This window comes from Enterobacter hormaechei ATCC 49162 (assembly GCF_001875655.1).
GTDB classification, from domain to species: Bacteria; Pseudomonadota; Gammaproteobacteria; order Enterobacterales; family Enterobacteriaceae; genus Enterobacter; species Enterobacter hormaechei.
This window is the reverse complement of record NZ_MKEQ01000001.1, coordinates 532,726-545,702: the sequence shown is the minus strand read 5'-3', so window position 1 is coordinate 545,702 and position 12,977 is coordinate 532,726. Positions and strand designations below refer to the sequence as shown.

14 protein-coding genes are annotated in these 12,977 nt (G+C 56.4%); 8 read left to right on the top strand and 6 right to left on the bottom strand.

Going from position 1 to position 12,977, the window contains the following annotated elements:
- Positions 1-4 precede the first annotated feature (4 nt).
- Positions 5-703: an urea ABC transporter ATP-binding subunit UrtE gene (gene urtE / locus BH712_RS02720; RefSeq protein ID WP_006810620.1), complete on the top strand. Its 699-nt coding sequence runs from the start codon at positions 5-7 to the stop codon at positions 701-703.
- Between the two features lie 52 nt (positions 704-755).
- Positions 756-1,394 (top strand): metal-binding protein ZinT, encoded by a 639-nt coding sequence (gene zinT / locus BH712_RS02715; RefSeq protein ID WP_006810621.1) that lies wholly within the window; start codon positions 756-758, stop codon positions 1,392-1,394.
- A gap of 45 nt (positions 1,395-1,439) precedes the next feature.
- Here zinT and ydeE read toward each other — a convergent pair whose 3' ends face one another.
- Entirely contained in the window at positions 1,440-2,657 is a 1,218-nt protein-coding gene (gene ydeE / locus BH712_RS02710; protein ID WP_006810622.1) for an efflux MFS transporter YdeE, read from the bottom strand.
- 193 nt (positions 2,658-2,850) lie between these two features.
- Between ydeE and eamA the strand changes: the two genes are divergently transcribed.
- On the top strand, positions 2,851-3,750 hold the full coding sequence (eamA, locus tag BH712_RS02705; RefSeq protein ID WP_006810624.1) for an O-acetylserine/cysteine exporter: 900 nt from the start codon (positions 2,851-2,853) through the stop codon (positions 3,748-3,750).
- Between the two features lie 38 nt (positions 3,751-3,788).
- On the opposite strand, the gene marB is transcribed toward eamA, so the two are convergent.
- Genes marB through marR form a run of 3 tightly spaced genes read right to left on the bottom strand, consistent with a single transcriptional unit; the run spans position 3,789 to position 4,872 of the window.
- Positions 3,789-4,004: a multiple antibiotic resistance protein MarB gene (gene marB / locus BH712_RS02700; protein WP_006810625.1), complete on the bottom strand. Its 216-nt coding sequence runs from the start codon at positions 4,002-4,004 to the stop codon at positions 3,789-3,791.
- Between the two features lie 32 nt (positions 4,005-4,036).
- Positions 4,037-4,417, bottom strand: a complete 381-nt coding sequence (marA, locus tag BH712_RS02695) for an MDR efflux pump AcrAB transcriptional activator MarA (RefSeq protein WP_001303241.1) — start codon at positions 4,415-4,417, stop codon at positions 4,037-4,039.
- A 20-nt stretch (positions 4,418-4,437) separates the two neighbouring features.
- Positions 4,438-4,872: a multiple antibiotic resistance transcriptional regulator MarR gene (gene marR / locus BH712_RS02690; RefSeq protein ID WP_032673829.1), complete on the bottom strand. Its 435-nt coding sequence runs from the start codon at positions 4,870-4,872 to the stop codon at positions 4,438-4,440.
- Positions 4,873-5,128: 256 nt separating this feature from the next.
- On the opposite strand from marR, the gene BH712_RS02685 reads away from it, so the two are divergent.
- Complete coding sequence (locus tag BH712_RS02685) at positions 5,129-5,794, top strand: MarC family NAAT transporter (RefSeq protein WP_006810627.1); 666 nt, start codon at positions 5,129-5,131, stop codon at positions 5,792-5,794.
- A gap of 95 nt (positions 5,795-5,889) precedes the next feature.
- On the opposite strand, the gene BH712_RS02680 is transcribed toward BH712_RS02685, so the two are convergent.
- Positions 5,890-7,086, bottom strand: a complete 1,197-nt coding sequence (locus BH712_RS02680; protein WP_006810628.1) for a sugar transporter — start codon at positions 7,084-7,086, stop codon at positions 5,890-5,892.
- 176 nt (positions 7,087-7,262) lie between these two features.
- Between BH712_RS02680 and BH712_RS02675 the strand changes: the two genes are divergently transcribed.
- Together BH712_RS02675 and BH712_RS02670 are read left to right on the top strand one after the other, a co-directional pair.
- Positions 7,263-8,051 (top strand): PhzF family phenazine biosynthesis protein, encoded by a 789-nt coding sequence (locus BH712_RS02675; RefSeq protein ID WP_006810629.1) that lies wholly within the window; start codon positions 7,263-7,265, stop codon positions 8,049-8,051.
- A gap of 22 nt (positions 8,052-8,073) precedes the next feature.
- Positions 8,074-8,886 carry a PhzF family phenazine biosynthesis protein gene (locus BH712_RS02670; protein ID WP_006810630.1) on the top strand — a complete coding sequence of 271 codons (813 nt, stop codon included), beginning with the start codon at positions 8,074-8,076 and terminating at the stop codon, positions 8,884-8,886.
- On the opposite strand, the gene ptrR is transcribed toward BH712_RS02670, so the two are convergent.
- Positions 8,883-9,761, bottom strand: a complete 879-nt coding sequence (gene ptrR, locus BH712_RS02665; RefSeq protein ID WP_006810631.1) for a putrescine utilization regulator PtrR — start codon at positions 9,759-9,761, stop codon at positions 8,883-8,885. The genes BH712_RS02670 and ptrR overlap by 4 nt on opposite strands.
- Positions 9,762-9,860: 99 nt before the next feature.
- Between ptrR and sad the strand changes: the two genes are divergently transcribed.
- The gene (gene sad, locus BH712_RS02660; protein WP_032673830.1) at positions 9,861-11,243 is read left to right on the top strand and encodes a succinate-semialdehyde dehydrogenase; all 1,383 of its coding nucleotides are present in this window, start codon (positions 9,861-9,863) and stop codon (positions 11,241-11,243) included.
- 127 nt (positions 11,244-11,370) lie between these two features.
- Complete coding sequence (locus tag BH712_RS02655; RefSeq protein WP_006810633.1) at positions 11,371-12,960, top strand: methyl-accepting chemotaxis protein; 1,590 nt, start codon at positions 11,371-11,373, stop codon at positions 12,958-12,960.
- The last annotated feature ends 17 nt before the right edge of the window (positions 12,961-12,977 follow it).

Here is a 12,977-nt window from a genome sequence, read left to right as displayed (position 1 = left end):
GGTGATGTTACGGGTTAACGAACTGAATCAGTACTACGGCGGCAGTCATATACTGCGCGGGGTGAGCTTTGAGGCGGGCGTCGGGGAAGTCACCTGCCTTCTGGGGCGCAACGGAGTGGGTAAAACCACGCTGCTGAGGTGCCTGATGGGGCTGATCCCGGTGAAAACCGGGGAGGTGGTCTGGCAGGGGAAAACCATCACCCACAGTAAACCGCACCAGCGGGTACAGTCCGGCGTGGCGTATGTTCCGCAGGGGCGGGAGATTTTTCCGCGTCTGACCGTAGAAGAAAACCTGCTGATGGGGCTGTCGCGCTTCTCCGCGCGAAACGCGAGGGGCGTGCCGGAGGAAATTTGGCAGCTTTTCCCGGTGCTGAAAGAGATGAAGCACCGTCGCGGAGGCGATCTTTCCGGTGGTCAGCAGCAACAGCTGGCGATTGGGCGGGCGCTGGCGAGTCGTCCACAGTTACTGATTCTGGATGAACCCACGGAAGGTATTCAGCCGTCGGTGATCAAAGAGATCGGGCAGGTGATCCGCAGCCTGGCGAACCGGGGGGATATGGCGATCCTGCTGGTGGAGCAGTTTTATGATTTTGCGGCGGAGCTGGCCGACAGCTATCTGGTGATGTCGCGCGGCAGCATCGTCCAGCAGGGACGCGGGGAGAATATGGCGCAGGAGGGCGTTCGCGGGCTGGTTGCGATCTGAAATGTTATAATATAACATCCTCATTCTTATAAAACGGAATGAGGATTTTGCTGTGGCTGCACAACTTGGAAAAATTGCGCTGACTCTGGGAACGCTGCTGGTAAGTGGCTCGCTTTTTGCCCATTCGCACGGACATCAGATGACGGAGGCGGAACAGAAGGCGGCAAACGGCGTCTTTGAGGATAAAGACGTCAGGGACAGGACGCTGTCTGACTGGGACGGGACCTGGCAGTCCGTTTATCCCTTCCTGCTTGATGGTTCGCTGGATCCGGTTTTTGAAAAGAAAGCGCAGAAGGGGGAAAAATCCGCTGCCGAGGTGAAAGCCTACTACCGCAAGGGGTACGCAACGGACGTGGACGCGATTGGAATTGAAAACAACGTGATGGAATTCCACAGAGGCAAAACGGTGAGCAGTTGCCGCTACGACTACAGCGGCTACAAAATTCTGACCTACGCCTCGGGGAAAAAAGGGGTGCGCTACCTGTTTGAGTGCAAGGATAACGCGAGCCAGGCGCCTAAGTTTGTGCAGTTCAGCGACCATATCATCGGGCCGAAGGCCTCTTCACACTTCCATATCTTTATGGGCAACACCTCCCACGAGGCGCTGCTGAAAGAGATGGATAACTGGCCGACCTACTACCCGAATGAGATGTACAAAGAGCAGGTGGTGGAGGAGATGTTGCACCACTAGGCGTTGGTTTTGCCGGGTGAAGGCTTCGCCTTACCCGGCCTGAGATTAGGGTTTTGTCGGTCGGGTAAGCGCAGCACCACCCGACACGCTCTCTTCACTTTTCACGCGCATCCCGCGCAATATCATCAGCCAGGCCGCAATGATGGCGGCCATCATAATGATAAATAATGACCAGTGCGGCAGATGGGTCAGGATGAGTCCGGTGATCATCGGGTTCGCCGCCGCGCCCAGCCAGCCCAGCGCCTGCGCAGAGAAGTAGCTCGCCTTCATGCCCGGCGGGGCGATATTGTCGATCAGCATGTATTCGCCCGGCGCATAGATTATTTCCCCAAGGGTGAAGATTGCCGCCGCAATTCCCCAGTAAATCAGGTTCTCACCCGAAAGCATAAACCCGCCCAGCCCGAGGATGAAAAAGAGCGTCGCGGCAGTCATTAACGGGCGGATATTGCTGGCGGTGATCTTACGTCCAAGCGCGTATTGCAGGCTGACCACTACCGCCGCGTTGACTGGCAGTACAACGGCCACCACCTTTTCTGCGAAATCACTGTCCGCATGTGCGGCGAGGACATACTGGGAAATACAGGTGGCGAACGATCCCCCCACATAGGACGCCAGCAGGCCGGAGAGCGTATACCAGAACAGCGCCCGGTCTTTCAGCAGCACTGAGGGCTGCCATGGCATTTTCTCCTCAACGTTGTCTGAGGCTATGCTTTTCTGCACAAAGAAATGGATAAACCCGAGCGGCAGTGCGGCGCAGAAGGCCGCCAGCCAGAACGGCAGTTGCAGGCTGTACATCACCAGCAGGGTGCCGATCGGCGGCCCGATCGTCCAGCCGATGTTCAGGAAACTGTAGTTGAGTGAGAAAACGCGCGCTTTTTCGCTGGAGGTCAGCACGTCGGCAAACCATGCTTTCAGCACCGTTGAGAAGACGGAATAGGCGCAGTTGATCAGGGCAAAGAACAGCACCACCAGCGTCACGTTATTCACCAGCGGAATGGCCACAAACCCGGCGATAAAGGCCACGATGGCGATCAGCATATAGCGTTTTTTGTCGAACTTATCCGCCAGAATGCCGAACCCCAGGCTAAACACCACGCCAATGGTCAACGCCACGGTCAGGGCATAGCCAATATTCTCCACGCTCATATCGTACACGCGTGTGAGATATATGGTCATAAAGGGCAGCGTTGCGCCGCGGCCAATTGTTAATAACAATGACGATGCCAGCAGCGCTGCGGTTGAGCGCCTGATTGATGGTTTCATTTTCCTGCCCGACAAATGCTTATGCTTTTTTTGTTGTGTTATTACAGGATTATCACGGGACCGGGAGCTTGTATAGCACCCAATTTATCCGCGAGTGCTTCTTCCCGGTACCAGAATTAATGATCTTCTCGCCGGGCTATTTTTTCTGTTACCTTGAAGTGTTAACAAAATTTTAATAATTCAGGGGCGGAAAATGACGCGGAAAGACGGGCTGTTAGCGTTGCTGGTTGTTGTGGTGTGGGGACTCAATTTTGTGGTCATTAAAATGGGGTTGCACAACATGCCTCCACTGATGCTGGCGGCTCTGCGCTTCCTGCTGGTGGCGTTTCCGGCGCTGCTGTTCGTCGCCCGCCCGAAAATTCCCCTGAAGCTGCTGCTGGGCTACGGCCTCACCATCAGCTTTGGTCAGTTTGCGTTTCTTTTTTGCGCCATCAAATTCGGTATGCCTGCGGGCCTGGCTTCGCTGGTGCTTCAGGTGCAGGCGTTCTTTACCATCATTCTCGGCGCGTTTGTCTTTGGCGAACGTTTGCAGGGCAAACAGCTGGCGGGCATTAGCCTTGCGGTCTTTGGCGTGCTGGTGCTGATAGAAGGCAGCCTCAACGGTCAGCATGTCGCCCTGCTGGGCTTTATGCTCACCCTGGCGGCGGGGCTGAGCTGGGCGTGCGGCAATATCTTTAACAAGCTGATAATGCAGCACGAGGCGCGTCCGCCGGTATTGTCGCTGGTGGTCTGGAGCGCATTGATCCCCATTGTGCCGTTTATGGCCGCGTCGTTTATTCTGGATGGCCCGCAGGCAATGCTGAAAAGCCTCGTTGAGATCGACCTGACGACCATTTTGTCGCTGATCTACCTGGCGTTAGTTGCCTCAATCGTGGGTTATGGCATCTGGGGTTCGCTGCTCGGGCGCTATGAAACCTGGCGCGTGGCGCCGTTATCGCTGCTGGTACCGGTGGTCGGGCTTGCCAGCGCCGCGCTGTTGCTGGACGAAACGCTCAGCGCGCTGCAACTGTGTGGCGCAGGGCTGATTATGGCCGGGTTGTATATCAACGTCTTTGGCTTGCGTGTGCGTCAGGCGACGCGGGTGCGGGGTTAAGGCAGAAAAAAGCCCCGCCTGAGCGGGGCAAAAACGAATTACAGGTCGTGGTTGTAATACGGCACGCCTAATTCGTCGGATTTGTCGCTGCCAGCGCCCATGTGATTGAAGTCCCAGGGCGACTGGTTTTGCGTGGACGGCATAATCATGGTGCCACGATTATTTTGCTGCCCCGCGCAGGGGGTTTGCTCCGCGAAACTCTGGCCGGAAACCAGCACCAGCAAGGTGAGGGCGGCGGAGGCGATAAATTTCATGATTTCCTCGGTTACGTCTTAACAGGCGATGATTAACTGCAATGTTTTAGCGGATACAGATAACGGGATTCACCCGGCATACTGGTAATACGGTACTTATGAGGCGGCACGTCAAAGTAGTTCTTAAACGTACGCGTCAGGGTTTGTTGCGATTCAAATCCGTAGCGTTCCGCCAGATAGAGGATCGGCTCATTGCTTTCTTTCAGCTTCTGGGCAATTTCCGTCAGCTTGCGGCTGCGAATATATTGTCCTAATGAATGGCCGGTCTCTTTTTTAAACATCCGTTGCAGGTGCCATTTTGAGTAACCTGAACGCTCTGACACTTTCTCAAGAGAGAGTGGAGATTCCAGGTTATCTTCGATCCAGTCCAAAATGCTATGAATGGTGATAGCGTCAGTATTGCGTCTGGACATCGTCATACCTCTTTTTCTGTTTACGGCAGGATTTTCTTGAGTAAAAGCTCAAGCGTTGCCACTTCATCTGCCGTTAAGTTTTTTGTCAGTTCCTGGTGCAGTGTTTGTCCTACTAATTGATGACATTGCTCACACATGGCCGCGCCATCGCTGGTCAGTTTCACCAGTACGCCACGTTTGTCATTGGGGTTAGGGCTTCGTTCTACCCATCCTTTACAGACGAGACGATCCAGCATGCGGGTTAACGCACCCAGATCGACAGAGAGCACCTTTTTCAGCTCAACCGGCGTGATACACACTTCGCAGCGAATGGAACACAGCACTTTGAACTGTGTTGCGGTGATATCCAGCGGTGACAGGTAGTCATTGAGCAGGCGATCTTTTTTCTGATTAACCATGTGAATAAGACGACCCAGTGGGATTATGTCGTTAAAGAGGTCACTGGTGTTTTTCACAATGGTTGCCCCGGCAAGTAGTTTAGTCACGGCAGATATTATTGCTCAGGCAAGTATAAGTCAACTGAATGGATCAGCCGATGCCACGAAATGCTAAAACGCTTCAGGAACTTTTTCTGTACGCTTTTAAATCATATACATAATCTGGGGTTATTGGTTGCGCGAGACAAGAATGGTTACGCTACGCGGATGGCTCAGGACGAAGATTTCCCCCTATAATTGCGGTGTTGAATAAGGATAAGGGCTGCGGTGCATTATGTTGGATTTGATTAAAGCAGTGGGACTTGGGCTGGTGGTATTACTGCCGCTGGCGAACCCGTTAACGACGGTGGCTCTCTTTCTGGGGCTGGCGGGGAACATGAACAGCGCGGAGCGCAATCAGCAGTCGATGATGGCCTCCGTCTATGTCTTCGCCATTATGATGGTGGCGTATTACGCCGGGCAGCTGGTGATGAATACCTTTGGGATTTCGATTCCCGGTCTGCGTATTGCCGGTGGGCTGATCGTGGCCTTTATTGGTTTCCGGATGCTGTTCCCGGCGCAAAAAGCGCACGAATCACCGGAAGCCAAAAGCAAATCGGAGGAGCTTGAAAGCGAACCGAGCGCCAACATTGCCTTTGTACCGTTAGCCATGCCGAGCACGGCGGGGCCGGGGACGATAGCGATGATCATCAGTTCCGCCTCAACGGTGCGGGATGGTACCACTTTTCCGCACTGGGTTATTACCGTTGCGCCGCCAATCATTTTTGCGCTTATCGCCATTATCGTCTGGGGATCATTACGCAGTTCCGGGGCGATTATGCGCTGGGTGGGCAAGGGGGGTATTGAGGCCATTTCCCGTCTGATGGGCTTCCTGCTGGTTTGTATGGGCGTGCAGTTTATTATTAACGGCGTGCTGGAAATTGTTAAGACGTATCATTGAAAACATTGCCGGGTGGCGGCTTCGCCTTACCCGGCCTACAAGTCCGTAATAATGTAGGCCGGGTAAGGCGAAGCCGCCACCCGGCACAACAAACGTCAACCGTGGCTGGTCTGTTCTTCCATCGCGACCGGCCATTTACGGAAGATAAGCACCGACCAGATCAGCGCGATCAGCGCCGGAATCGCCCCGAGATAGCCAATGGCCGACATCGACACATGCAGGCTGATCTGATTTCCCACCAGCGCCCCGGCCCCAATCCCCAGATTAAATATCCCGGAGAAGAGCGACATTGCCACGTCCGTGGCGTCCGGAGCCAGCGCCAGCACTTTAACCTGCATCCCCAGACCAATAATCATGATCGCCACGCCCCAGAACAGGCTGAGGATCGCCAGATGGCTTTCGCTGCCTGCCGCAGGCAGCAGTAACAGCAGGCACGCCAGCAGCAGGCCAATCGCACTGCTCACAAGCGCAGACGCGTGCTGATTGCCCAGCTTCCCGAACAGGATACTGCCGATAATCCCCGCACCACCCAGGATCAACAGCAGAACGGTGGCGAAGTTGGCGCTAAAGCCCGCCACAACCTGAACAAACGGCTCAATATAGCTATAGGCCGTGTAATGGGCGGTCACCACAATCACGGTCAGCAGATAGATGCTCATCAGCGCCGGACGGCGCACCAGCAGCGGCAGGCTTTTCAGCGAGCCGGAGTGTTCGCTGGGCAGTTTTGGCAAGAGTTTGATCAGACACACCAGGGTGATCAGCGCCCCCATGCCGATAGCAAAGAAGGTGGTTCGCCAGCCGAAGTATTGTCCCACTATGCGCCCAATCGGCAGACCTAACACCATCGCCAGCGCCGTTCCGGTGGCGATCAGGCTCAGCGCCTGGGCACGTTTCCCCGCCGGGGCCAGACGAATGGCGAGCGACGCGGTAATCGACCAGAAAATGGCATGGGCAAACGCGATGCCGACGCGGCTGATGACCAGCACGGTAAAGTTCCACGCCATAAACGACAGCACATGGCTGGCAATGAACACCACAAACAGCCCAATGAGTAACTTACGACGTTCCATCTGGCTGGTCAGCAGCATAAACGGCAGCGACATCAGGGCAACCACCCATGCATAAATGGTCAGCATGATGCCAACCTGTGCCGTTTCCATATGGAAGCTGGCGGCGATGTCGGACAGCAGTCCAACCGGAACAAATTCCGTTGTATTGAAAATAAACGCTGCAATGGCGAGCGTGACCACGCGTAGCCACGCGACCCTGCGGGAAACCGTGTGTGTTGTCATAGGGATATCTGGGGTTCGTTACCTGAAAGATGAGGAGACGATCTTAAAGCTTTAAACGGCGAAAACTCAACCGTTATGTGATGTGAATCACAAAATTTACCTTCATGCAGCGGTAGCGAACAAGGTTGTTTTCATTGAAGATAAAGAACAACACAACAAAAACAGGCGGTAACACGATGCAGGAGATTGATTTTTATCTGGTAGATGCGTTCAGCGCGTCCTCCTTTGGCGGCAATCCGGCGGTGGTTTGCCCGCTCGACGCGTGGCTGCCGGATGAGACGTTACTGCGGATGGCACAACAGCATAACCAGTCGGAAACCGCTTTTTTTGTGTGCACCAAAGGGGGGATTGAGCTGCGCTGGTTCACCACGCTTACCGAGGTGAATCTCTGTGGTCACGCCACGCTTGCCGCGGCGTATGTTCTGTTTAACGAACTGGGTTATCCGGACTCACGCATTCATTTTGACACCGCCTCTGGTCGCCTGACCGTCAGCCGTGAAGGTGACTGGATGACGCTGGATTTTCCGGCCTGCCCAACGCAGGCACAGACGCCGCCACCGGAGATGCTCTCCGCACTCGGTATCAGCCACTATGTCGAGGCCCGAAAAGGCCGCGCCTGGGTGCTGGTGCTGGATAACCGCGAGCAGGTTGAAGCCATTAAGCCGGATTTCTCCGCCATGACGCCGGGCGAGCATAAAGTGGCGGTCACCGCCCGGGATGAAGGGGAATATGACTTTGTCAGTCGCTTCTTCTCGCCGGGCGTGGCCGTGCCGGAAGATCCTGTCACCGGCTCCGCGCACACTATGCTGATCCCGTACTGGAGTGAAAAGCTTGGCAAAACACAGATGTTTGCCCGTCAGGTTTCAGCCCGTGGCGGGGACGTCCGCTGCGAACTCAGGGGCGACCGCGTGCGGATGGGCGGTCAGGCCTCGCTGTATCTGAAGGGCACAGTATTTCTGCGCTGAGTAAATCTAAGAGGAACAAACGATGCAGGAAATTGATTTTTATCTGGTAGATGCCTTCAGCGACAGGGCGTTCGGCGGCAATGCGGCGGCGGTATGTCCGCTGGAAGCATGGCTGCCAGATGAGACGCTGCTGAAGATGGCAAAGCAGCATAATCAGTCAGAGACGGCGTTCTTTGTCCGAACGGACAACGGGTTTGAGCTGCGCTGGTTTACCACGCAGGATGAAATCAACCTCTGCGGCCATGCAACCCTCGCGGCTTCTCACGTTATTTTCGAATATCTGGATTATCCGCATACGGAAATTACCTTCACCACGCGCTTTGTCGGCGAACTGATGGTCCAACGTAGCGGTGACTGGCTGACGCTTAATTTCCCGGCGTGGTCAACCGAGGTTGTCGATACGCCACCGGCAGCGCTGTTCAGCGCACTGGGCATTAACGCGGCAAAAGAGGTGCGTGTGGGGCGCGATTACATGGTGGTGCTCGACAGCCAGCAGCAGGTGGAGGCGCTGACCCCGGATATCGCGGCTATGCTTCCGCTGGGGAAAATGGTCTGTGTTACGGCGCCGGGTGATGAATATGATTTCGTCAGCCGCTTCTTCTGCCCGGGGGAAGGGGTGCCGGAGGATCCGGTGACGGGATCAGCCCACAGCATGCTTATCCCGTACTGGAGCGAAAAGCTCGGTAAAACGCAGATGTCGGCCCGCCAGGTCTCCCTGCGCGGCGGGGATTTGCGCTGTGAGCTGAAGGGCGATCGCGTGCTGATTGGCGGACAGGCCACGCTGTATATGAAGGGAAAAATTTTCCTTCGACTCCAGGACTACGTTCAACGTTAACAACGGGGCGCTGGTGGCTGACGCTCGTTCAGCAGCGCGATAAACGCCTCAAGCTGGCGGGTCATTGCCCCGCGTCGCCACACCAGCCAGGTGGTGAGCCAGCGCCAGTTTTCCGCCAGCGGCCACGCCGCCACCTGATGATGCCCCGGCATGCTCTCCAGCATGGAGCGGGGCATCAGCGCGATGCCTGCCCCCGCAATCACGCAGGCGAGCATTCCGTGGTAGGACTCCATCTCGTGGATCCTTCCCGGCGTGACGCGGTCGGCATGAAACCAGCTCTCCAGATGACGGCGGTAGGAACAGTTGGCGCGAAAGGCGTACACGTCGCTGCCGCTCACCTGCGTGGCTTTTGACACTTCCGCGTGGCCCGCAGGAGTGACCAGCATCATCTCTTCCTGGTAAACCGGCATCCCTTCCAGTTCCGGGTGCGAGAGCGGCCCGTCGACAAAGGCGGCGCTGAGCGTCCCCTCAAGCACGCCGTCAATCATCGTACCGGAAGGCCCGGTGGACAACGCAAACTGTATGCGCGGATAGCGCTGATTAAACCGCGCCAGACTTTCCGGAATGCGCACGGCGGCGGTACTTTCCAGCGCGCCGAGTGAGAATAATCCCTGCGGTTCATCCCCGGCGACGACCATCCGTGCTTCGTCGACCAGCGCCAGGATCTGCTTGCTGTAGCGCAAAAAATTGTGCCCGGCGGGGGAAAGCCGCAGGCGCTGATTCTCACGGATAAACAGTTCCACGCCGAGATCTGCCTCAAGCTGTCGGATGCGGGTGGTGAGGTTTGACGGCACGCGGTGCACCTTTTGCGCCGCCTGGGTAATGCTGCCGGTCAGTGCGACGGCGTTAAACATCTCAAGCTGTGTTAAGTCCATACCGTTCTCGATTCGTGAATAAGGTGGTGAGTATTATTCATTTTTAAGAAATAGCAGAGTAGGCCACAATCAATCAACTGTTATTACGTGGAGAACATCATGACTTATTCATCTGCTACCCATGCCCTTTCTGTCAATCCGGCTACCGGCGAAACGCTGGCTGCTTACCCGTGGGCCACGTCCTGGGATGTTGAACGTGCCATTGCGCAGGCGGATACCGGTTTTCGCCAGTGGCGACGCGAGAGCGTAGCGCACCGGGCGCAAAAACTTCGCGATCTGGGTACGGCGCTGCGTAGCCGTGCGGAAGCGATGGCGCAGACAATCTCCCGGGAGATGGGTAAGCCGATTGTGCAGGCGCGTGCGGAGGTAGCGAAGTCCGCCAGCCTTTGCGACTGGTACGCTGAACACGGCCCGGCGATGCTGCACCCGGAATCTACCCAGGTCGAAAATGCGGTGATTGAGTACCGCCCGCTGGGGCCGATTCTGGCGGTGATGCCGTGGAACTTCCCGCTGTGGCAGGTGCTGCGCGGTGCGGTGCCGATCCTGCTGGCAGGGAACAGCTATCTGCTTAAACATGCGCCGAATGTGCTCGGCTCGGCGGAGATGATCGGGCAGGTGTTTGCGGATGCCGGTTTCCCTGAGGGGGTCTTTGGCTGGGTGAACGCGACAAATGACGGCGTCAGCCAGGCGATTAACGATCGTCGTATCGCGGCGGTGACCGTGACCGGCAGCGTTCGGGCAGGGGCGGCGATTGGCGCGCAGGCGGGCGCGGCGCTGAAGAAATGCGTGCTGGAGCTGGGCGGTTCCGATCCGTTTATCGTTCTGAACGATGCCGATCTGGATCTGGCGGTCAACGCGGCCGTGGCCGGACGTTATCAGAATACCGGGCAGGTTTGCGCGGCGGCAAAACGCTTTATTGTGGAAGCGGGCGTGGCGGACGTCTTTACCCGGCGCTTTGTCGACGCGGTCGCGGCGCTGAAGATGGGCGCACCGGAAGAAGAAGATAACTATATTGGCCCAATGGCGCGATGTGATCTTCGCGATGAACTGCATCAGCAAGTGCAGGCTACGCTGGCGGAAGGGGCGACCCTGCTGCTGGGCGGAGAGAAGATTGCCGGGAGCGGTAACTATTATGCGCCAACCGTACTCGGGAACGTCACCCCAGAGATGACGGCCTTCCGTCAGGAGCTGTTTGGCCCGGTGGCCGCGATTACCGTCGCGAAAGATGCGGCGCACGCCTTGCAGCTGGCTAATGACAGCGATTTTGGCTTATCGGCGACGGTCTTTACCGCGAACGATGCGCTGGCTGAAACCTTCTCTCGCGAACTGGAGTGCGGCGGGGTGTTTATCAACGGCTACAGCGCCAGCGATGCGCGCGTCGCGTTTGGCGGCGTGAAGAAGAGCGGCTTCGGACGGGAGCTTTCTCATTTCGGTCTGCATGAGTTCTGTAATGTGCAGACGGTGTGGAAGGATCGCGTGTAATGTTGTTGCCGGGTAAGGCAAATACGCTGCCCGGCAATTCCCGTTTCCTGTCATTATTCTGCAATGGTTCTGTCATTTTCGTTTCGTAGACTCGCTCGCGTCTAACGTATTGTTACAGAAGAAAATTATGAACCTAACGCAAATTTTTCGCCGTCTTGCGCAGCGCTTTATTCCTCGTCAGTTTGGCCTGCTGACCGGCATCTTTTGTATTATTGGCCTTTTCTCCGCCCTGCAACTCTCTTCCTCCTTCCTGCTGACCGCCTCCCTGAATCAAGCCCAGCGTAACGAACAGCGCAATCAGCTGGCCTGGCAGCAACAGAGCAGGCTGGATCAGGCGCGCGTTTCCCTGCTGGCGGCAAGCGATCTGCTCAACCGCGCTGGCGTGTACTTCATGCAGGATAAAGAGACCGGCTCAGAAGGGAGCTGGCATAGCCTGATGGACGAGGCGCAAAAATCCCTGGCGGCGTCACAGCAGGCGTGGAAAGGCTGGCTCGCGCTTAATCCGCCGCAAGACGAGGCGCTGGTCAATAGCTATCAGCTTTTCTATAGCGCCATCAGGGAGCAGGCGGAAGGGCTGGTGAAAACCAATAGCATTGATCTCTTTTTTGCCGTACCCGCCCAGGCGTTTCAGACCGATTTTAATGACAACTTCGCACGCTATCAGCAGCGAAGTGAGAAGCAGGCGATACAGGGGCGTCAGTCGCTCATGGAACAACTCTCAGGGCTGCAACGACTGTTCCTGTGTGCGCCGCTGGTGCTGGTGGCCATTGCCATTGCCGTCTGGTTCGGCATGGCAAAATGGGTGATAACCCCGCTACGCCGTATGATCGTGCATATAAACCTGCTTGCGGCTGGAGATTTGTCCGGCACGCCGCCTGACGTTGTGCGCTTCAACCGGGAAATCAGCCAGCTCAGCGGCAGTATTACCGCCATGCAGCGCGGTCTACAGCAACTGGTGACTCAGGTCAGCGAGGCCACCACCGCCATGGTTGAGAATATCGGGTCACTTGCCCAGGGAAATCAGAAGCTTTATCAGCAGTCTACGCGGCAGGCCAAAGAGCTGGAGGAGGTGACGGCGCATATTGCCGATCTCGAAAACCACGTTGAGGGGAACACGGGGTATGCGAAACTTGCCCGCTCGCGTGCCGATGAGGCCCGACAGGCTGCCGTCGGCGGGGAGCACATGATGTCTGCGGTGAATGGCTCGATGCAGACGATCGTCGACCGATCCTCAGAGATGCGCGGGATCGTCGCGATGATCGACAGCGTGGCGTTTCAGACCAATATTCTGGCCCTCAATGCTGCCATTGAAGCCGCCCATGCGGGGGAGCAGGGGCGCGGATTCGCGGTAGTCGCCCGAGAAGTGGGGCTGCTGGCCAGAAAAAGCAGTCACTCTACGCAAACCATCCAGGCGCTGATCAACCATTCGCTACAGGGTATTGAAGAAGGTTCCCAGGTGGTAAACCGTCTGGAAGATAATCTGCAACAGGTTACCGGGCTGGTGGCGAATCTGAGCAGCCTGCTGAATGACATTTCGCTTGCCACCCTGAATCAGGGGGAAAGTATTCACCAGATGACCCGTCAGCTTCAGGCGCTGAATCAGGTATCGCGTCAGACAGATCTGCTGGTTAGCGAAGCGTCGAATGCCTCTGCGCGTCTGCATCAGGAGTCAGATCTTTTGTTACAGGCCGTCTCGCGTTTTCGTCTCCCTGCCTGACGTGATGTATAAGCCTC

Bases quoted from the DNA above. Each gene is read 5' to 3' on its own strand.
- BH712_RS02685 (WP_006810627.1), top strand. From the start codon at position 5,129: ATGTTGGATTTGATTAAAGCAGTGGGACTTGGGCTGGTGGTATTACTG.
- BH712_RS02670 (WP_006810630.1), top strand. From the start codon at position 8,074: ATGCAGGAAATTGATTTTTATCTGGTAGATGCCTTCAGCGACAGGGCG.
- marA (WP_001303241.1), bottom strand. From the start codon at position 4,417: ATGTCCAGACGCAATACTGACGCTATCACCATTCATAGCATTTTGGAC.
- BH712_RS02655 (WP_006810633.1), top strand. From the start codon at position 11,371: ATGAACCTAACGCAAATTTTTCGCCGTCTTGCGCAGCGCTTTATTCCT.
- urtE (WP_006810620.1), top strand. From the start codon at position 5: ATGTTACGGGTTAACGAACTGAATCAGTACTACGGCGGCAGTCATATA.
- BH712_RS02675 (WP_006810629.1), top strand. From the start codon at position 7,263: ATGCAGGAGATTGATTTTTATCTGGTAGATGCGTTCAGCGCGTCCTCC.
- marB (WP_006810625.1), bottom strand. From the start codon at position 4,004: ATGAAATTTATCGCCTCCGCCGCCCTCACCTTGCTGGTGCTGGTTTCC.
- ptrR (WP_006810631.1), bottom strand. From the start codon at position 9,761: ATGGACTTAACACAGCTTGAGATGTTTAACGCCGTCGCACTGACCGGC.
- eamA (WP_006810624.1), top strand. From the start codon at position 2,851: ATGACGCGGAAAGACGGGCTGTTAGCGTTGCTGGTTGTTGTGGTGTGG.
- BH712_RS02680 (WP_006810628.1), bottom strand. From the start codon at position 7,086: ATGACAACACACACGGTTTCCCGCAGGGTCGCGTGGCTACGCGTGGTC.
- ydeE (WP_006810622.1), bottom strand. From the start codon at position 2,657: ATGAAACCATCAATCAGGCGCTCAACCGCAGCGCTGCTGGCATCGTCA.
- sad (WP_032673830.1), top strand. From the start codon at position 9,861: ATGACTTATTCATCTGCTACCCATGCCCTTTCTGTCAATCCGGCTACC.